Source organism: Microbispora sp. NPDC046973 (assembly GCF_040644495.1).
Classification (GTDB): Bacteria; Actinomycetota; Actinomycetes; order Streptosporangiales; family Streptosporangiaceae; genus Microbispora.
The window spans coordinates 476,514-494,511 of the sequence record NZ_JBEYWQ010000001.1; the positions used below are offsets into that span (position 1 = coordinate 476,514).

Annotated in this window: 18 protein-coding genes; 13 read left to right on the forward strand and 5 right to left on the reverse strand. The window is 72.0% G+C overall.

From position 1 onward, the window contains the following. Positions 1-71 precede the first annotated feature (71 nt). The 7 genes from ABZ860_RS02305 to ABZ860_RS02335 all read left to right on the forward strand — a co-directional run bounded on the left by ABZ860_RS02305 (position 72) and on the right by ABZ860_RS02335 (position 6,104). Positions 72-1,235, forward strand: coding sequence for an acetoin utilization protein AcuC (locus tag ABZ860_RS02305; RefSeq protein ID WP_357213849.1), 1,164 nt, complete (start codon positions 72-74; stop codon positions 1,233-1,235). Between the two features lie 41 nt (positions 1,236-1,276). Further along, positions 1,277-2,056: a phosphatase gene (locus tag ABZ860_RS02310; RefSeq protein ID WP_357213851.1), complete on the forward strand. Its 780-nt coding sequence runs from the start codon at positions 1,277-1,279 to the stop codon at positions 2,054-2,056. A gap of 312 nt (positions 2,057-2,368) precedes the next feature. Continuing rightward, complete coding sequence (locus ABZ860_RS02315) at positions 2,369-2,572, forward strand: helix-turn-helix domain-containing protein (protein ID WP_030456159.1); 204 nt, start codon at positions 2,369-2,371, stop codon at positions 2,570-2,572. 155 nt (positions 2,573-2,727) lie between these two features. Then, the gene (locus tag ABZ860_RS02320) at positions 2,728-2,826 is read left to right on the forward strand and encodes an AURKAIP1/COX24 domain-containing protein (protein ID WP_018654693.1); all 99 of its coding nucleotides are present in this window, start codon (positions 2,728-2,730) and stop codon (positions 2,824-2,826) included. A 42-nt stretch (positions 2,827-2,868) separates the two neighbouring features. Further along, the gene (locus ABZ860_RS02325; protein WP_357213854.1) at positions 2,869-3,933 is read left to right on the forward strand and encodes an NAD-dependent epimerase/dehydratase family protein; all 1,065 of its coding nucleotides are present in this window, start codon (positions 2,869-2,871) and stop codon (positions 3,931-3,933) included. Beyond that, positions 3,933-4,835 carry a lysophospholipid acyltransferase family protein gene (locus ABZ860_RS02330; RefSeq protein WP_357213857.1) on the forward strand — a complete coding sequence of 301 codons (903 nt, stop codon included), beginning with the start codon at positions 3,933-3,935 and terminating at the stop codon, positions 4,833-4,835. Before ABZ860_RS02325 ends, ABZ860_RS02330 begins: the two co-directional genes overlap by 1 nt. A 162-nt stretch (positions 4,836-4,997) precedes the next feature. Then, positions 4,998-6,104, forward strand: coding sequence for an alpha/beta hydrolase (locus tag ABZ860_RS02335; RefSeq protein WP_357213860.1), 1,107 nt, complete (start codon positions 4,998-5,000; stop codon positions 6,102-6,104). A gap of 7 nt (positions 6,105-6,111) precedes the next feature. Here ABZ860_RS02335 and ABZ860_RS02340 read toward each other — a convergent pair whose 3' ends face one another. After that, positions 6,112-7,113 (reverse strand): Lrp/AsnC family transcriptional regulator, encoded by a 1,002-nt coding sequence (locus ABZ860_RS02340; protein ID WP_357213862.1) that lies wholly within the window; start codon positions 7,111-7,113, stop codon positions 6,112-6,114. Between the two features lie 127 nt (positions 7,114-7,240). Between ABZ860_RS02340 and ABZ860_RS02345 the strand changes: the two genes are divergently transcribed. Then, positions 7,241-8,704: an MFS transporter gene (locus ABZ860_RS02345; protein ID WP_357213865.1), complete on the forward strand. Its 1,464-nt coding sequence runs from the start codon at positions 7,241-7,243 to the stop codon at positions 8,702-8,704. A gap of 8 nt (positions 8,705-8,712) precedes the next feature. Here ABZ860_RS02345 and ABZ860_RS02350 read toward each other — a convergent pair whose 3' ends face one another. The 3 genes from ABZ860_RS02350 to ABZ860_RS02360 form a co-directional block, all read right to left on the reverse strand. Further along, positions 8,713-9,582 (reverse strand): HAD-IB family hydrolase, encoded by an 870-nt coding sequence (locus tag ABZ860_RS02350; RefSeq protein ID WP_357213868.1) that lies wholly within the window; start codon positions 9,580-9,582, stop codon positions 8,713-8,715. Between the two features lie 55 nt (positions 9,583-9,637). Then, entirely contained in the window at positions 9,638-10,345 is a 708-nt protein-coding gene (locus ABZ860_RS02355; protein WP_357213871.1) for a DUF5667 domain-containing protein, read from the reverse strand. Positions 10,346-10,500: 155 nt separating this feature from the next. Beyond that, positions 10,501-11,154 (reverse strand): sigma-70 family RNA polymerase sigma factor, encoded by a 654-nt coding sequence (locus tag ABZ860_RS02360; protein WP_357213874.1) that lies wholly within the window; start codon positions 11,152-11,154, stop codon positions 10,501-10,503. Between the two features lie 180 nt (positions 11,155-11,334). Between ABZ860_RS02360 and ABZ860_RS02365 the strand changes: the two genes are divergently transcribed. Beyond that, the gene (locus ABZ860_RS02365) at positions 11,335-12,999 is read left to right on the forward strand and encodes a hypothetical protein (protein WP_357213877.1); all 1,665 of its coding nucleotides are present in this window, start codon (positions 11,335-11,337) and stop codon (positions 12,997-12,999) included. Between the two features lie 38 nt (positions 13,000-13,037). On the opposite strand, the gene ABZ860_RS02370 is transcribed toward ABZ860_RS02365, so the two are convergent. Further along, the gene (locus ABZ860_RS02370) at positions 13,038-13,286 is read right to left on the reverse strand and encodes a glutaredoxin family protein (protein ID WP_079315543.1); all 249 of its coding nucleotides are present in this window, start codon (positions 13,284-13,286) and stop codon (positions 13,038-13,040) included. 195 nt (positions 13,287-13,481) lie between these two features. Between ABZ860_RS02370 and ABZ860_RS02375 the strand changes: the two genes are divergently transcribed. From ABZ860_RS02375 to ABZ860_RS02390, 4 genes are read left to right on the forward strand one after another with little or no spacing between them, the layout of a single operon-like run. Then, on the forward strand, positions 13,482-14,180 hold the full coding sequence (locus ABZ860_RS02375; protein WP_357213880.1) for a redox-sensing transcriptional repressor Rex: 699 nt from the start codon (positions 13,482-13,484) through the stop codon (positions 14,178-14,180). Between the two features lie 25 nt (positions 14,181-14,205). Continuing rightward, positions 14,206-15,504 carry a glutamyl-tRNA reductase gene (locus ABZ860_RS02380; protein ID WP_357213883.1) on the forward strand — a complete coding sequence of 433 codons (1,299 nt, stop codon included), beginning with the start codon at positions 14,206-14,208 and terminating at the stop codon, positions 15,502-15,504. After that, on the forward strand, positions 15,501-16,412 hold the full coding sequence (gene hemC, locus ABZ860_RS02385; protein ID WP_357213885.1) for a hydroxymethylbilane synthase: 912 nt from the start codon (positions 15,501-15,503) through the stop codon (positions 16,410-16,412). The genes ABZ860_RS02380 and hemC overlap by 4 nt, the downstream gene beginning before the upstream one ends. Beyond that, the gene (locus ABZ860_RS02390) at positions 16,409-17,998 is read left to right on the forward strand and encodes a uroporphyrinogen-III synthase (RefSeq protein WP_357213889.1); all 1,590 of its coding nucleotides are present in this window, start codon (positions 16,409-16,411) and stop codon (positions 17,996-17,998) included. Before hemC ends, ABZ860_RS02390 begins: the two co-directional genes overlap by 4 nt.

The window sequence follows — 17,998 nt, forward strand, 5'->3', positions numbered from 1 at the left end:
ACGCCCGGGTGAACTCCGGTGACGGCCGAGCGATAGCGTCCAGGTGTGAGTCAGTGCGATAGCGTCACGGCATGAGTCAGGCGGTGCGGGTCGTCTGGGACGACGCTCTGGTTTCGTACGACTTCGGGCCCGGCCATCCGCTCGCGCCCGTACGCGTCGAGCTCACCATGGCGCTCGCCCGCGATCTGGGCGTGCTCGACGGCGCGGAGATGACCGGCTGCGTCCCCGCCACCGAGGACGAGATCGCGCTGGTGCACAACCGGGACTACATCGAGGCCGTAAAGAACGTCTCCAAGGACGGCCGCCCTGACCTGCGCTACGGGCTCGGCACCGAGGACAACCCCGCGTTCGCGGGCGTTCACGAGGCGTCCGCCCTGGTCACCGGCGCGTCACTGGCCGCCGCCAGGGCGGTGTGGACGGGCGAGGCCGACCACGCGGTCAACGTCGCGGGCGGGCTGCACCACGCCATGCCCGGCGCGGCCAGCGGCTTCTGCGTCTACAACGACCCGGCGGTCGCCATCGCGTGGCTGCTGTCGCAGGGCGCGACCAGGATCGCGTACGTGGACGTCGACGTGCATCACGGCGACGGCGTGCAGACGGCGTTCTACGACGACCCGAGGGTGCTCACGATCAGCCTGCACGAGAGCCCGCGCACGCTGTTCCCCGGCACCGGCTTCCCCCAGGAGACCGGCGCGGAGGGCACCGCGGTCAACGTGGCGCTGCCGGCCGGATGCGGCGACACCGGGTGGCTGCGCGCCTTCCACGCGGTGGTCCCGCCGCTGCTGCGCGCCTTCGCGCCGCAGATCCTGGTCACCCAGCAGGGCTGCGACAGCCACGCCCTCGACCCGCTGGCCCATCTCATGCTCAGCCTGGACGGGCAGCGCGCGGCGTACGCCGCGCTGCACCGGCTGGCCCACGAGACCGCCGGCGGCCGCTGGATCGCGGTGGGCGGCGGGGGGTACGAGCTGGTCCAGGTCGTGCCGCGGGCGTGGACGCACCTGATCGCGGAGGCTCTGGGACGCCCCGTCGAGCCGTCGGCCGCCACACCGGCCACCTGGCGGACGTACGTGAAGGATCGCACCGGGGAGACGGCGCCCCTGACGATGACGGACGGGCGTCACCCGCAGTGGCGGGACATTTCGGAAGGGTACGATCCAGCCGACGCCGTCGACCGGGCCGTCATCGCGACCAGGAAGGCGGTGTTCCCCTTCCACGGCCTGGACCCCATGCCCTGAGAAGTAGGAATCACGCCGAGCCGAGGAGCGCTGTACCTGTCGTGACCGCACCACCCTCCCGAGCCGAACTGCGCGAACACCTCGTCCGGACCGCCATCGCGGGTGACGTGGCGACCAGCCGTGAGAACAACCTCGACCACTACCGGTCGCTCGCGCTGCGCGACCCGCACTACCTCTTCGGGCTCACCTTCGAGGGCGAGTGGTCCTATCACGAGGTGCTGGCCCTCATGGCCGACAAGGCGGGAGTGGCGGCCGATCCCGGCCACCGCGAGGGCCCCGACACGATCGACCCCGAGCGGACCATCGACGCCGTCGAGGAGATGGGCGAGCGGATCGCCAAGGTGCTGCGGCGCGGCGCGCCCCGGATCGTGCTCGCCACCGGCCACCCGACCGGCCTGCTCACCGTCCACCTCGCGCTGGCGCGGTTCCTCGCGGAGAACGGGGCGACCCTGCTCTTCCCGGCCGAGGGGTGGACGTACGTCGGCGGCCTCGGCCGCCGCAGGCGGATCCGCTACCTCGATGGTGTGGCGATGCTGGAGGACCGGGGCACGTTCGTGCACACCCACGAGGCGGCGCCGATGGAGGCGATGCTCGCCGAGGAGCGGCCCGACTTCGTGATCGCCGATCACGGCTGGGCGGGGGCCGCGGGCGAGGCCGGGGTCGAGACCGTGGGCTTCGCCGACAGCAACGATCCCGCGCTGTTCGTGGGCGAGGCCGAGGGGAAGATCGCCGTCACCGTCCCCCTGGACGACAATGTGCTTCCCCGCTTCTACGCTCCGTTGACGGCGTACCTGCTCGCCCGGGTCGCCCGCAGCCTCTGACTCCCCTTCCGGACCTCCCAAACCGGGCATTTCGCGCCCGCTTTTGCGCCTCTGTGTCAACCGTTTGCCAACTTTTTTGTGTGCCTGGGCGACTCTAATGTGAGAGAAGTTGGTCCGTTCCAAGGTTGAGGCGAGGGGCACGGCCCGGCTGCTGCCAGCGACTTTCCCGATTTTGACGGCACACGGCTCCGTTGACTGATGGAATGAGGGGTTTGCCTACTCGGAGTCCGGACTTACGCTGACGGCAGTACACGTGCGTGAGCAATGGCACCAGTGGGGATAACCCGGAAACACGTGCGGAAGAGGCGTCCGATGGGTGCAGGCGAAAGACCTCTCAGCGAGGTGAAGTTCTTGACGGTGGCCGAGGTGGCGACCGTCATGCGGGTGTCCAAGATGACCGTGTACCGGCTCGTGCACTCCGGAGAGTTACCGGCCATCCGTGTCGGCCGGTCCTTCAGAGTGCCCGAGCAGGCGGTCCACGACTACTTGCGGGACGCGTTCATCGAAGCAGGGTGAACCACACAGGCGACCACGCTTGACGGCGGCGTGGCCGACTCCCGGTCGACGCGGGGTCCCCCGGGGGAGCGATCTACCACGGATCGCCGGTAGTCTGTTGAGCCGGTGTGCGCTCGCGCGCCGGTCTGACAGTCACACCTTCACCTGGGGGTCCCGTGGGCTCTGTGATCAAGAAGCGCCGCAAGCGCATGGCCAAGAAGAAGCACCGCAAGCTGCTGAAGAAGACCCGCATCCAGCGGCGTAACAAGAAGTAGCCCGAGACGGAGCGCGCACCGGTCCTCAGGGACCGGGCGACCGTGAACACGCACACCCCCGGCGAGGCGTCGATGACTCGTACTGTGCTGGTCACCGGTGTCTCCGGTCACATCGGCGCTCGTGTGGCGATCGCGCTCGCGGCCGACCCGGAGATCGACCGGGTCATCGGCGTGGACACGGCGCCGCCGCCATCCCCTGCCGGGGAGGACGGCGCGGTGCTCGGTCGCACCGAGTTCGTCCGGGTCGCGTTGCGCAGTCCCGACCTGGTCAAGGTCATCAGGGACGCCGACGTCGACACCGTCGTGCACCTCAGCCTGGTCAGCGGCCCCGGTGGCAGCGGATCCGGCGGCCGGCCGGCCATGAAGGAGCACAACGTCATCGGGGCGATGCAGCTGCTCGCGGCGTGTCAGCGCTCCGCCACGGTGCGCCGGGTGGTCGTGCGGTCCACCACGGCCGTGTACGGCTCCTCGCCGCACGCTCCCGCCGTGTTCACGGAGGACACCGAGCCCGTCGAGGTGTCGCACTCCGGATACGCCAGGGACGCCACCGAGGTCGAGACGTACGTGCGGGGTTTCGCCCGGCGCCGGCCCGACGTGACGACGACGACGCTGCGGTTCGCCACTCTCATGGGGCCGGGCGTCGACTCGCCGCTGACGAGCTACTTCTCCCAGCCGGTGCTGCCCACTGTGCTCGGCTTCGATCCCCGGCTGCAGTTCGTCCACGAGGACGACGCCGTCGAGGTGCTGTGCCGTACGGCCCGGGCCGACCACCCGGGCGTGTTCAACGTCGCGGGCGACGGCGTCATGCTGCTGTCGCAGTGCGCGCGGCGCACGGGCCGGCCGGTGATCCCGATGCCGTCCCCCGCCTTCCGCTTCGTCAGCGGGCTCGCCCGGGGCGCGCGGCTGGTGGATTTCTCGCCCGAGCAGCTCGCGCTCATGAGCCACGGCCGGGCGGTGGACACCACCAGGCTCGCCGCCGAGCTCGGCTGGCGGCCGAAGTACAGCACGGCGGCGGCGTTCGACGACTTCCTCAGGTCGCGCGGCGGGCCCGGCGACCTGCCGCGCGCCCTGGTGGACTGGCTGGCCGACTTCGTGACGGGACGCTGATGGACGACTTCCAGGGCCGGCGTACGGACCAAAGCCCTGAGGGGAGCCCCGGGGGGAGCACGGCCGACGAGCGGCTCGCCGAGCTGTTCGCGTTCCTGCGGCGCAGGGTCACCGGCGAATACGAGGTCGACGAGTTCGGCTTCGACCCCGAGCTCAACGAGAAGGTGCTGCTGGAGGCGCTGCGGCCGCTCTACCGGCGCTGGTTCAGGGCCGAGGCCCTCGGGCTCGGCAACGTGCCGGCCGACAGGGGCGCGCTGATCGTGGCCAACCACTCCGGCACGCTGCCCGTGGACGCGCTGATGCTGCAGGTCGCGGTGCACGACGAGCTGCGCAGGCCGCTGCGCCTGCTCGGGGCGCACCTGGTCTACCAGCTTCCCGTGCTCGGGCACCTGGCCCGCAAGTCCGGGCACACGCTCGCCTGCCCGGAGGACGCCGACCGGCTGCTGCGCAAGGGCGAGGTCGTCGGCGTCTTCCCTGAGGGCTTCAAGGGCATCGGAAAGCCGTTCTCCGAGCGTTACCGGCTCCAGCGGTTCGGCCGGGGCGGGTTCGTCGCGTCGGCGATCAGGGCCGGCGTGCCGATCGTCCCGTGCGCCATCGTGGGGGCGGAGGAGATCTACCCCAAGATCGGCGACCTTCCCGCGCTCGCCCGGCTGCTCGGCCTGCCCTACCTGCCGATCACGCCGCTGTTCCCCTGGCTCGGGCCGCTCGGCCTGCTTCCGCTGCCGTCGAAGTGGCTGATCGAGTTCGGCCAGCCGATCCGGACCGACGAGTACGCCCCGGAGGAGGCCGACGACCCCATGCTGGTCTTCGACCTGACCGACCACGTCCGGGAAACCATGCAACGCCAGCTCGACGCCCTGCGGCTGCGCCGGGGCCCGGCGTTCCCCCCGATCGTGATGTGACACGGGGGCTCCTGCTCCGCGGCGACTCCGGCCGCGAGACGGCCTGCGGCGCGACCGCGACGTTGTATCGCAAGGGCGTCTGAGAATTATTGGGGGCAGCGTCTAACAGAGCGACCTACTGGTCGGTATGGTGTGCTCACCCTCATCCCCCGGAGGAGCACCATGAGCAAGGGGCGGAACGCCGCCCTCGCCGGGCTCGCCCTCGGCCTGGCGATCGGCACCGCACGACGCATCCAGACCGGACGAGCGAAGGCCGCACCGGCTCCGAGCGGCGCCTGCGGGCGCCGGACGACGGTCACGACCGACGACGGGGTCGGTCTGGCCGTGGAGATCGACGACCACCCCGACCCCCGCTGCGCCGTCGTCTTCGCGCACGGCTGGCTGATGAACCGGCAGTGCTGGCAGCTCCAGCGCGAGGCCCTGGCGGGCCTGGGCACGCTCGTCTTCTACGACCAGCGCGGGCACGGCGACTCCTCCGCCGGGGCGCTGGAGGCGTGCACGATCGACCGGCTGGGCGACGACCTGGCCGCCGTCATCGAGGCCGCCGTGCCGGAGGAGCTGCCCGTCGTCCTGGTCGGCCACTCGATGGGCGGCATGACGATCATGGCGCTCGCGGACCGGCACCCCGCCCTGGTCGAGTCGCGGGTGGCCGGCGCGGCGCTGCTCAGCACCTCGTCCGGTGGGCTCGACGCCGCCACGTTCGGCCTCCCCGGGCCGCTCGGGCGGCTCGCTCCCCGCGTCACGCCCGTGCTGTTCGAGAGCATGCTGGCCCGCGCCGCCGTCATCGACGCGCGGCCGCGCGTGAAGGGCTGGACCAACCTGCCGGTGACCCGGTACGTCGCCTTCGGCAAGGGGGCGAGCCGGCGGCACATCCGGGTGGTCAACGCGATGGCCACGGCGACGCCGACGGAGGTCATGGTCGGGTTCTTCCGCGACTTCCGGGTGCACGACAAGTTCGCCGCGCTGAAGGCGCTCCAGCGGACGCGGACGCTGGTCATGGTGGGGGAGCGAGACCGGCTCACCCCGCTCGCCCACAGCCGCCGGATCGCCCAGGCGCTGCCCGACGCCCGGTTCGTCCGGATCCGCGGCGCCGGGCACATGATCGGCTTCGAACGCTCCGGGCTGGTGAACCGGGAGCTGGCCGGCCTGATCGAGCGGGCCGCACCGGATCCTGCACCGCGCCCCACACCGCGCCCCACACCGGGCCCCACACCGGGCCCCACACCAGGCCCTGCACCGGACCCCGCACCCGGCGGGTCCGCGGCCTGACGGCCGTTCAGGCGCGTGCCGCGCGCAACCCCGGCCGCACGGCCACGGAAGCGAGGTGCCCGGCCGCCTTGAGCGTGTGCAGGACGGGGGCGGTCTCCAGGGTGCGGATCCGGTCGAGCGCGCCGAGCTTGCCGGTGAGGTAGCGGTGCAGGTCGGCGGGGCCGGCGCAGAGCGCGTGGGCGAGCAGGTTGGTGGCGCCGGTGGTGGCCGCGACGACGGCGAGCTCGTCGTGGGTGGCCAGGGTGGCCGCGACCCGGTCCAGATGCGCGGGCGCGACGGCCATCCACAGCAGGGCCTGGGCGGTGACGCCGTAGCCGGCGACGTCGATCTCCACGTCGAAGAAGACGGCTCCGCCGGCGCGCAGCTCGGCCAGGCGGCGCGCCGCGGTGGCCGCGGACCAGCCGGTGGCCGCGGCGAGTTCGGCGTAGCCGGCGCGGCCGTCGTGGCGCAGGGCGTCGATCAGGGCGCGATCGCCGTCCGTCAGGCTCACCCGGTCGCGGCGGCCGGGCGCGGGGGCCGGCCTTGCGAGTGCCTGCCGCTGCTCGTCGCTGAGGGTTCGCAGCCGTCCACGCCAGGCGGTCGGGCCGCCGAGATAGGTGTGGAGCAGCAGGTGCGCGGAGACGGCCGTGATCCCGGACGTGCGGGGGATGTCGTGCAGCAGCAGCGACCGTGACAGGCGGCCGTCGTCCGCCGTGTGGACGATCGCGAAGATCTCGGTGCCTCCGGAGGCCAGCTTGACCCAGGAGGTGTCGGGCCGCCGGGCCAGCGCGTACCCCAGAGCCTGAGAAGCGGCGGGGGTCGTGGTGAGCCGCACCATCCACTGGGCCTGGCCGGTGCGGTCCTGCTCGGGCAGGCCGACGACGCGCAGCCCGGCCTCCGCGCGCAGCCGCCGGTAACGGCGCGTCACGGTCTGGGTGGACACGCCGAGCACCTCGGCGATCCGGCTGAACGGCGCTCGCCCGTCGACGTGCAGAGCGTGGACGAGACCTCGATCCAGTTCATCGAGCATCGTCGGATTCTCTCGTCGTTCCGCCATTCATGGAACGAATCCTCAAAATCAGCTTTCCGGCTGGAACGCCCTCTCTGTACGCCTCAGGCTGCTGCGTGCCCACGACGCGATCCGGAAGGACGAAGCCATGCCCGTACTGGAGGACACCGCCGCCGCGACGGCATATCGACGGCGGTGGGCGGCCCTGCTCGCGCTGCTGGCCGCCGAGGCGATGAACCTGCTGGACGCCACGATCACGACGGTGGTCGCGCCGGTGATCCACCGCGACTTCGGCGGCGCCGAGTCCGACATCCAGTGGTTCAGCGCCGCCTACACCCTGCCCTTCGCCGTGCTGCTGGTGCCCGGCGGCCGCCTGGGCGATCTCGCCGGACGCAAGCGGGTGTTCGCGGCCGGGGTCGTCGTCTTCGCGCTGGCATCGGCGATCTGCGCCTGCGCGACCGGTCCGGGAACGCTCATCGCCACACGCGCGGTCCAGGGAGCGGCGGCCGCGCTGATCATCCCGCAGACCGTCGGGCTGATCCGGTCCATGTTCGAGGGGGACGAGCTGGCCAGGGCCATGGGATCCATCGGGCCGGTGATGGGTCTGGCCGCCGTCTGCGGGCCCGTGCTCGGCGCCGTTCTCACCCGTGTCGACCTGTTCGGTCTGTCGTGGCGGGCGGCGTTCCTCGTCAACGTTCCGCTCGCCGCCCTCGTCCTGGCCATCGCGCCGGCCCTGCGGGAGAGCAGGTCGCCGCGTCCTCCCCGTATCGACCTGCCCGGCACGGGGCTGGCCGTCCTCGGCACCGGCCTGATCGTCTATCCCCTCATCCAGGGCGACGCCGCCGGCTGGCCCGCCTGGGTCTGGGTCGCTCTCGCCGCGGGCGTCGTCGTCCTCGCGGCCCTGGGGTGGCACCAGCGCCACCGCGCCCGGCGGGGCCGCAGCCCGCTGATCGAACCGAGCCTGTTCCGCGATCGGGCCTTCCCGGCCGCGCTGGCGACCTCCACGCTGTTCTTCTCGGTGATGAACGGACTGATGGTGGCGATCGTCCTGCAGGTGCAGCTGGGGCTGGGCGGCGACGTCCTGACCGCCGGGCTCACCCTGCTCCCGTGGTCGGCCGCCATGGCCGCCGCCTCCTGGTGTGCCGGGGCCCGTCTGGTTCCCCGCCACGGGGCGAAGATCATGTTCGTCGGGCTCGCCGCCCTGTTCGCCGGGCTGGTCTGCGCCGTCGCCGTCTATCGGGCCGCACCCGCCGACGGCTACCCCTGGCCCCTGCTCGCGGCGCTGTCGCTCAGCGGAGCGGGAAACGGGCTGTTCACCGTCCCGTTCTTCACCACGGCTCTGTCACGGGTGCGGGCGCACGAGACCGGTTCCGCCGCCGGGCTCCTCAACGCCGTCCAGCAGTTCGGCGGCACCCTCGGCGTCGCCGTTCTCGGCACCGCGTTCCTCCACAGGTTCACCGCGGACGTCCGGTCGCACGTCGACGCGGGCAGCGCGGCCCTCGGGGCGATCCAGCTCACGATGTGGATCGCCGCGGGGCTGGTCGCCCTCACGGCCGTCACGGCCGCGTCCATGGGCGTACGCGAGCCCCTCGCGGAGCCCTCGGGCCACTGATCAAGCGGTCAGAGGGCGGAGCGGTAGTGGCGGCGCAGGGCGATGCCCGCGGCGACGCCGCCCGCGATGGCCCCCGCGGTCGCGGCGATCGGCAAGCCGATCATCGTCGCCTTCCTGCCCGTGCGGAAGTCGCGGATCTCCCAGCCGTTCTCCCTGGCGTGCTCGCGCAGTTCGCTGTCCGGGTTGATGGCGTGCGCGTGCCCGACGAGGGAGAGCATCGGCAGGTCGTTGGCCGAGTCGCTGTAGGCCGAGCAGCGGGCCAGGTCGAGGCCCTCGCGGCGTGCCAGCGCCCGGATGGCCTCGGCCTTGGCCGGGCCGTGCAGCAGGTCGCCGACCAGCCTTCCGGTGTAGGCGCCGTCGGCGGTCTCGGCGACCGTGCCGAGCGCGCCGGTGAGCCCGAGTCGCTGCGCGATGACCCGGGCCAGCTCGACCGGCGTGGCGGTGACCAGCCACACCCGCTGCCCGGCGTCCAGATGGGCCTGGGCCAGCGCGCGGGTGCCCTGCCACACGCGGTCGGCCATCACGTCGTCGTAGATCTCCTCGCCCAGCCGGACGACCTCGTCCACCTTCAGCCCGGCGACGAAGGCGAGGGCCATCTCCTTGGCCTTGGCGATGTGCTCGGGGTTCTCGTTGCCCCGCACGCGAAACCACGCTTGCCCGAGCGCGAACTTCATGAGGTCACGGCTGGTGAACAGGCCGCGCGCCGCCAGTCCCCGGGCGAAGTGGTAGATCGAGGCACCGCGCATCATGGTGTTGTCGACGTCGAAGAACGCCGCCGCCGTGAGGTCGGGGACGACCTCGGGGACGGACACCGCCGCGGCGGCCGCCACCTCGCCGGCGATCTCCGCCTCTTCCCGCCGTCGCAATAGCCGCCTCATGACTCATCAGCTTAACCGCCGGAGAGTGGACGGAACGGGAGCGGGACATGACGTGTCAACGTCCGGAACCCGTGAACGACTCGATATAAATCAGGTATTGGTTGGCCTTATCGCGATTTTCCCCGTCGAGCTTCGGCAGTAGCGGCTCCACGAGATTGCGCTGCTCACGGGCGAACGTGCGCGCCTCACCGTCGGCGTGCCCCTGCCGGGCCACCCGGCTCAGCGCGGCCCTGGTGGTCGTCTCCATGTCGTCGAGCGTCTGCCCGATGAGCCGGCGGCGCTCCGGGGTCGACGTGTCCAGCAGCGAGGCGGTCTCGGCCGCCCGCTGCCGTGCCGCGACCATCTGCCGCTGCGCCAGCTCCTCCTCGTCGTACGCGAGGTCGAGCACCGTCGACTCCGCCATCCTCTTCAGCGGATACAGCACCTCGCCGGGCACGGCGTGGTAGGTGCGCACACCGGTGCCGAACATCCCCGCCAGCAGCACGCAGAAGACCAGCAGGGGGCGCAGCCGTACGAGCAGGGACCGGCGAGGCCGGGGCCGCAAGGGTGTGGCGGGGGGCGCCGCGTGCCTTCCCACCGCGTGCTTGCCCGCGGCGCGCTCGGCGGCGTGGGCCCGCATCAGCTCGGTCCGCAGCCTCTCGCGGAACTCCGGTCTCGGGCCGCCGCCCAGCAGGGAGCGGAGACCGGCTACGCGCGCGGCGACCCCGCGGGTGCGGGCCGACGACCGGCCGCCCGCGCGGCGCGAGGGTCGCCACCAGCCCATCACCGCTCCCGCCATCCCCCGCTTGACGCCCAGCGGAGATCCGCTCGCGCGGCCTCCGGGAGCGTTCGTCACCCCCTGCCGGCCCGCGAAATCCGCCTGAAGATCCGACCTGCCACATGCCCAACGATGGGGTATGGGTAATGGTTACGGGGATCTCAGCCGAGATCGTCGGGGAGTGCCCGGGCGAGCGCCCTGATCGCCCGGAACTGGAGCGCCTTGATCGCCCCGGACTTCTTCCCCATGATCTTCGCCGTCTCCGCGAGCGACATCCCGTGCAGGAAGCGCAGGATCACGCATTCCTGCTGCTCCGCGCCGAGTTGCTTGATCGCCTGCATCACGCGCTCGTTGACCATGTTCGTGACGACCGCGTTCTCGGGGATGTGCGGGCCGTCCAGGGGCGTGTCGAGGATCTCGGCGGTGGTCACCTCGAGGCGGTTGCGGCCCGACTTGTAGTGGTCGGTGACGAGGTTGCGGGCGATCGTGACGAGCCAGGCGCCGAAGTCGCGGCCCTGCCAGGTGAACTCGGCGATGCCCCGCAGCGCCCGCAGGAACGTCTCGCTCGTCAGGTCCTCGGCCAGCGCGTGGCTGCCGACCCGGAAGTAGACGTACCGGTAGACCAGCTCCAGGTAGTGGTCGTAGAGCATGCCGAACGCCTCGCTGTCGCCGGTCTTGGCGCGCAGCACGAGGCTTCGCATCTCGTCGTGCTCGTGCTCGTGCTCGCGGTCGGAGAGACCGGCGGAACGCGCGGGTTGCGCTGCTCCTGCGGCGACCGGAGGGGAAAGCCCGGCCAACGGCCACGTGTTCGGCATCCGTGATCCCATGGGGGAAGGGGAGTCGGCGTGCTCGAACACTCTAGAAATCAACGGGGGATTACACAATCCGTTCGGGTGGAGGAATCGACTTCAGAAGGGAAGACGCGGTGGTGACATTCCCGGACAGGGTGACCGGCTACCGGTGGGAAGCCGATGTCCGGCAGCATGGGTGCCACCATGGAAGTCCTCGTCGCTCTCCTCGCGTTCGCCGGCGCCCTGCTCGCCGGCATCACCACCGGCGTCCTCGTCGGGCGTCTCCGTGACGAGCCGGCCGGTTGGCTGATCGCGTGGAGCATCGCCACGGGCGCGCTGGCGTTGTCGCTCGGCGCCATCGGTGTCGGCCACCTCACCGGGTTCGGGCCCGTGACGTTCCGGGCCTACCAGATCACCGGCTCGCTGCTGGCGCCGCTCTGGCTGGCGGTCGGCGTCATCCAGCTCCTCGCGGAGAAGGGCGGCGCCCGATTCGCCGGCTGGCTCCTCGGCGCGGCGCTCACGGTCGTGGGCACGGTGATCATGGTGCTGGACCCCGTCGTGACCGCGGACTTCGGCAAGTCACTGCCCGACGGGCCGGCTCACTGGGACCTCTGGCCGGAGTGGCTGCTGCGGGGCGTCCACGGCCTGGTGGTCTTCATGCTGCTGCTCTGCCTCGCCATGGCGGTGATGGCCTGGCGGGACGGCGACGAGTACGACGTCGACAACATGAACGCGACCGTCGTGCTCGCCCCGGCGGGAATGGCGATCTCGGGCGTGCTCGAGTTCGGGCTCCCGGGGCTGGTCGTCGTCGCGGTGCTTGCCGCCTCCGCCGGAGGCGTCTGGTACGCCGTGGCCCGGCCGCTCGCGCCGTACGACGACGAGGGCGAGGACGACGAGGCCCCGGAGGAGGAGTGGCAGGGGCGGCGCGGTGGCCGGGCCGACGGCGCACTGCGGGCCGAGACCCGCGTGCCCTCCGCGCCCTCCGGGCCGCCCGCGCCGCCACGCGGAACTCCTGGAGGCCGTCCCGCAGGACCGGGCGCGGTCGCGCCCGGGGTTCCGGGAGCCGGTGTGCCGGGAACGCCAGGGGTTCCGGGAGCTGGAGGTCCGGGAGCTGGAGGTCCGGGAGCGCCGCGCCGTTCCGGGCTCGGCGACCTGGTGGCCGAATACCGGGCGGGGGAGCAGGGCGACGTCGACTACGCCGCCCGCATGCGGCCCTCTGACGGCCGTCCGTCCCCCGACGACTTCGGCGGGCCCGCGACCGGCCAGCTTCTCGCCGCGGACCAGTACGGCCAGCCCCGCCGGGCCGAGTACGGCATGCCCGCGGCGTCTCCGGCCGAGCCCGACCGGGCGATGCCCGCCACGGGCGCCCTCTATCCCGGGGCGGAGGTCCCCGACCCGGCCGACCTCGCCGCGAGCTTCGGCGTGGGATTCGGCGGCAGGTCCCGCCCGGTGATGAGCCGGCAGGGCGGGCAGGGGGACCGGCAGGGGCCGCAGCAGGCCGGTCGGCCCGCCGGTCAGGGGGGCTCGGTGAAGCCGGCCCCCGGCATCTACGGCCTGCTGACCGTGTTCACGCTGCTCGACGGCTCGGGCGAGGCGTTCGACAGGCTGGCGGAGGAGACCGTGGAGGCCGTGCAGCGCAACGAGCCCGACACGCTGCTGTTCGTCTGCCACGCGGTCAAGTCGGCCCCGCTCCAGCGCATCGTCTACGAGCTCTATCGGGACGAGGTCGGCTACGGCGAGCACCAGCGGCAGCCGCACATGGAGCGGTTCGCGACCGAGCGGGTGAAGTACGTGCTGGCGGCCAACGTGATCGAGCTCAGCGTCAACGCCGCCAAGGTGGTCCCTCTCCCCACCCGCCAGGTCCTCTAGGTCCAGGTCCCTTCGATCACGACGGGGCGCGCACGGCTTCAGCGCTCCAGGGCCTCGCGGAGGCGGTTCTCGTTGACCCGCCAGTAGTCGTGCTGCACGCCGTCGATCAGGACGACCGGGATCATCTCCCAGTATTCGGCCTGGTCCTCCGGCGAGGCGGTGATGTCGCGTTCCTCCCAGGGGACGCCCAGCTCTGCGGCCACGCGCTCGATCACCGCGCGGGCGTCGTCGCACAGGTGGCAGCCGGGCTTGCCGAGCAGCGTGATCCGGTGGTCTCGAGGAGCCATGCCCTCGATTATCGCGATCCCCCGGGCCCGGAATGGAGACCGCCGCCCCCTCCTGGGACCCTTGGGTGCGAGGGAGGCCGCGCACGATCGACTTTGTGCATAGCTTCACAAAGGCACTAACCTGGTACTCATCCGTCGCATCCGCTATGCGGCCGGGGGCGCAACCGGCCGTCCGTCCCCCTGGAGCCCCGGCAAGTGATCCGCCGTATCCCGCAGGCCCGCGACCGCGGCATCCCCGACGCCACGGTGGCGAGGTTGCCGCTCTATCTGCGTGCGCTCAACGGGATGGCCGAACGGGGCACGGCGACGGTGAGCTCGGAGGATCTCGCGCTCGCCGCCGGGGTGAACTCCGCCAAGCTCCGCAAGGACCTGTCCCACCTCGGGTCGTACGGCACCCGGGGCGTGGGCTACGACGTGCAGTACCTCATCTACCAAATATCGCGTGAGCTTGGTCTCACTCAGGACTGGGCCGTGGCCATCGTGGGCGTGGGAAACCTCGGCCGGGCGCTGGCCAACTACGGCGGGTTCGCCTCCCGCGGCTTCCGGATCGCGGGCCTGCTTGACGCCGATCCGCACGTCGTGGGCGACCGCATCGCAGGTCTCGTCGTCGAGCACGCCGACGAGCTGGAGTCGGTGATCAGAAAGCGCGGAGTCTCGATCGTGGTGATCGCCACCCCCGCCACGGCGGCGCAGCAGGTCTGCGACCGTGTCATCGCGGCCGGTGTCACCAGTATTTTGAACTTCGCCCCCGTCGTCTTGGCTGTGCCTGACGGCGTGGATGTCCGTAAAGTCGATTTATCCATCGAACTGCAGATACTTGCGTTCCACGAGCAGCGCAAGGCTAATGGAGGGCCCATCATGGCCGAGGAGTGGCCGGACGGGGTGGTCATGTGAGTGAGCCATCGATCGGAGCGAGCTCATGAGTGTCCTCGTCGTCGGCCTGAGCCACCGGACCACACCGGTCGCGCTGCTCGAACGTGTCACGGTCAGCGGGGACGCGCTCGTCAAGCTGCTGCACGACGTGCAGTCCGACGAGAACGTGTCCGAGGCGCTGGTCGTCTCGACGTGCAACCGCGTCGAGGTCTACGCAGTGGTCGACCGGTTCCACGGCGGCGTCACCGCGGTGACGAACATGCTCGCCGCGCACTCGGGCCTGCCGCAGGGGACGCTCGCGCGGCACCTGTACGTGCACTACGAGGACCGGGCGGTCCAGCACCTGTTCACGGTCGCCTGCGGGCTCGACTCCATGGTGATCGGCGAGGGGCAGATCCTCGGCCAGATCAGGGCCGCGCTGCGCCTGGCGCAGGAGGAGGGCACGGCCGGCACCACGCTCAACGAGCTGGCCCAGCACGCGCTGCGCGTGGGCAAGCGCGCGCACGCCGACACGGGCATCGACCGGGCCGGCGCGTCTCTGGTCGGGGTGGGGCTCACGCTCGCCGAGCGGGTGCTCGGCCCGATCACCGGCAGGCGGGCCCTGGTGGTGGGCGCCGGCTCGATGAGCTCGCTGGCCGCCGCGACGCTGTCCCGCGCGGGTGTGACCGACGTCGTCATCGCCAACCGCACCCGCGAGCGGGCCGAACGGCTCGCGGAGACGGTCGGCGGGCGGGCCGTGAACCTGGCCGACGTCCCCGCCGAGCTGGCGGAGGCCGACCTGGTCATCTCCTGCATCGGCGCCGGGACCCGCACCATCGCTCCGGAGACGATCGGGGACCGCGACAGGCCGCTGTTCGTCCTCGACCTCGCGCTGCCCCACGACGTGGACCCCGGCGTACGGGACCTGCCCGGCGTGACGCTGGTCGACCTGAAGTCGATGCAGCAGGACGGCGTGGGCGACGACGTCTCCGACGGCGGCAGGGCCGAGGCGATCTGCGAGGTCAGACGCATCGTGGCCGAGGAGGTCGCCGCCTACCTCGACGCCGCGCGCGCCGCGCTCGTCACTCCCACGGTCGTGGCCCTGCGCAGCAAGGCCGCCGGGGTGGTCGAGGCGGAGATGGGCCGGCTGCTGTCCCGTCTGCCGGACATCGACGGGCGGATGCGCGACGAGATCACCCAGACGGTACGGCGGGTCGTGGACAAGCTGCTCCACGAACCGACCGTACGGGTCAAGCGGCTGGCCGCCTCGCCGGGCGGCGACCAGTACGCGGAGGCGCTGCGCGAGCTGTTCGGCCTCGACCCGAAGACGCCCGACGCCGTTTCGAGCCTGGAGGTGGAACAGTGACCGTCCCCCTGCGGCTCGGCACCCGCAAGAGCCTGATGGCGACCTCGCAGTCGCAGATCGTCGCCGACCGGCTGACCGCCCTGACCGGCCGGGAGGTGGAGCTCGTCGGCGTCACGACCTTCGGCGACGTGTCCCGGGCCCACCTGACCCAGCTCGGCGGCACCGGCGTGTTCGTCAACGACCTGCGCGGCCGGCTGCTCGCCGGCGAGGTCGACTTCGCGGTCCACTCGCTGAAGGACCTGCCGACCAAGCCGGACGGCCGGATCGCGATGGCCGCGATCCCCCGGCGGGACGATCCGCGCGACGCGCTCGTCGGCCCGGTCAAGCTGCACGACCTGCCCGCCGGCGCCCGCGTCGGCACCGGCTCACCGCGCCGGGTGGCCCAGCTGCGCCTGCTCCGGCCGGATCTCGACTACGTCCCCATCAGGGGAAACGCTGACACCCGCATCGGCAAGGTGACGTCGGGCGAGCTCGACGCCGTCGTGCTGGCCGCCGCAGGGCTGGTCAGGATCCGCCGGGACGGGGAGATCGCCCAGGTGTTCGAGGTCGACGAGATGCTGCCCGCTCCCGGGCAGGGCGCCCTCGCCGTCGAGTGCCTGGCCGACCGTGACGATCTCATCGAGCTGCTGCGCGCCGTCGACGACCCGCCGACGCGGGCCGCGGTGGACGCCGAGCGCTCGGTGCTCGCCGCCCTCGAGGCCGGTTGCGCGGCCCCGGTAGGTGCTTTCGCCTCCGGTGACGGGCACATTCTCAGTCTGACCGCCACCGTCGTCGCCGTCGACGGCGCACGGTCGGTGCGTAAGTCCGCCTCCGGACCCTCTACGACGGCTGTGGAGATGGGCCGCGAACTCGCGGCTGCCATGATCGCCGAGGGGGCCGACACGTTGATGGGGGAGCAGGCCCATTGAGCCCCGCGAATCACAGCACCCAGACCCGCTCCGGGTTCGTCGCCTTCGTCGGCGCCGGCCCCGGTGACGAGAACCTGCTCACGTTGCGCGGCGCCGACCTGCTGGGCAGGGCGGACGTCGTCGTGCTCGACCGGCAGGCGTACGGCTCGCTGCTGCGTCACTGCCGCGAGGACGTCGAGGTCGTCGACATCTCCGCCGACGCGGCGGAGAACTCGGTGTCGCTGAAGACCATCCAGGCCGCCAAGGCGGGCCGCACGGTCGTGCGGCTGTGCTCGGGCGACCCGTCCTTCTTCTCCTCCGTCACCGACGAGGTGGCCGCCTGCGCCAAGGCGGACGTGGACTTCGAGATCGTGCCCGGCGTGCCGCCGGCCACGGCCGTGCTGACCTACGCCGGCATCCCGCCGGCGGCGTCGGTGCCGGAGTTCCGCATCGTGGACGCCGCGCAGACGGAGGACTGGGCCAAGCACGCCGCGTGCGAGGGCACGCTGGTGATCTACAACGGCGTCGCGGACGCGGTCCCGATCAGCAAGGCGCTGATCGCGGGCGGCAAGCCCGACTCGACGCCGGTGGCGGTGACCAGCGACGGCACGACCACCGAGCAGTACACGGTGGTCTCCACGCTCGGGCGGCTCGGCCCCGACCTCAAGCACGCCGGGATGACCGAGCCCGCGCTGATCGTGGTGGGCGACGCCGTCGGCATGCGCGACCGCCTGTCCTGGTTCGAGACCAAGTCGCTGTTCGGCTGGCGGGTGCTCGTGCCGCGCACCAAGGAGCAGTCCAAGGGACTGTCGGAGCAGCTGCGCTCGTACGGCGCGGTGCCCGAGGAGGTGCCGACGATCTCCGTCGAGCCGCCGCGCACGCCGCAGCAGATGGACCGCGCCATCAAGGGGCTGGTGACCGGCCGCTACGAGTGGGTCGCCTTCACCAGCGCCAACGCGGTCAAGGCGGTGCGCGAGAAGTTCGAGGAGTACGGCCTGGACGCCCGGGCGTTCGCCGGGCTCAAGGTCGCCGCCGTGGGCGAGGCCACCTCGCGGGCGCTGGTGGAGTTCGGCGTGAAGCCCGACCTCATGCCGACGGGCGAGCAGTCGTCCGAGGGCCTGCTGGCCGAGTGGCCGCCGTACGACTCGATGCTCGACCCGATCAACCGGGTGCTGCTGCCGCGGGCCGACATCGCGACCGAGACGCTGGTGGCGGGGCTGACCCAGCTCGGCTGGGAGTGCGACGACGTGACGGCCTATCGGACCGTGCGCGCCGCGCCGCCGCCCGCCCCGATCCGCGAGGCGATCAAGGGCGGCGGGTTCGACGCCGTGCTGTTCACCTCGTCCTCGACCGTGCGGAACCTCGTCGGCATCGCCGGGAAGCCGCACAACGTGACGGTGATCGCGGTCATCGGTCCGCAGACGGCCAAGACGGCCGAGGAGTTCGGCCTGCGGGTCGACGTGATGGCCGACAAGCCGTCCGCTTCGGCTCTCGCCGCCGCGCTGGCGGACTATGGTGCCAAGATGCGCCACGCCGCCGTCTCTGCGGGCGAGGTGCCCCGTCGTCCGTCCCAGATGCGCAGGGGCGCGCGGCGACGCGTGAAATGA

What these genes read in the sequence shown, in the direction of transcription:
- ABZ860_RS02305 (WP_357213849.1), top strand. Translation starts at nt 72, where the DNA reads ATGAGTCAGGCGGTGCGGGTCGTCTGGGACGACGCTCTGGTTTCGTAC.
- ABZ860_RS02315 (WP_030456159.1), top strand. Translation starts at nt 2,369, where the DNA reads ATGGGTGCAGGCGAAAGACCTCTCAGCGAGGTGAAGTTCTTGACGGTG.
- ABZ860_RS02330 (WP_357213857.1), top strand. Translation starts at nt 3,933, where the DNA reads ATGGACGACTTCCAGGGCCGGCGTACGGACCAAAGCCCTGAGGGGAGC.
- ABZ860_RS02335 (WP_357213860.1), top strand. Translation starts at nt 4,998, where the DNA reads ATGAGCAAGGGGCGGAACGCCGCCCTCGCCGGGCTCGCCCTCGGCCTG.
- ABZ860_RS02340 (WP_357213862.1), bottom strand. Translation starts at nt 7,113, where the DNA reads ATGCTCGATGAACTGGATCGAGGTCTCGTCCACGCTCTGCACGTCGAC.
- ABZ860_RS02345 (WP_357213865.1), top strand. Translation starts at nt 7,241, where the DNA reads ATGCCCGTACTGGAGGACACCGCCGCCGCGACGGCATATCGACGGCGG.
- ABZ860_RS02350 (WP_357213868.1), bottom strand. Translation starts at nt 9,582, where the DNA reads ATGAGGCGGCTATTGCGACGGCGGGAAGAGGCGGAGATCGCCGGCGAG.
- ABZ860_RS02355 (WP_357213871.1), bottom strand. Translation starts at nt 10,345, where the DNA reads ATGGGCTGGTGGCGACCCTCGCGCCGCGCGGGCGGCCGGTCGTCGGCC.
- ABZ860_RS02360 (WP_357213874.1), bottom strand. Translation starts at nt 11,154, where the DNA reads ATGCCGAACACGTGGCCGTTGGCCGGGCTTTCCCCTCCGGTCGCCGCA.
- ABZ860_RS02365 (WP_357213877.1), top strand. Translation starts at nt 11,335, where the DNA reads ATGGAAGTCCTCGTCGCTCTCCTCGCGTTCGCCGGCGCCCTGCTCGCC.
- ABZ860_RS02370 (WP_079315543.1), bottom strand. Translation starts at nt 13,286, where the DNA reads ATGGCTCCTCGAGACCACCGGATCACGCTGCTCGGCAAGCCCGGCTGC.
- ABZ860_RS02380 (WP_357213883.1), top strand. Translation starts at nt 14,206, where the DNA reads ATGAGTGTCCTCGTCGTCGGCCTGAGCCACCGGACCACACCGGTCGCG.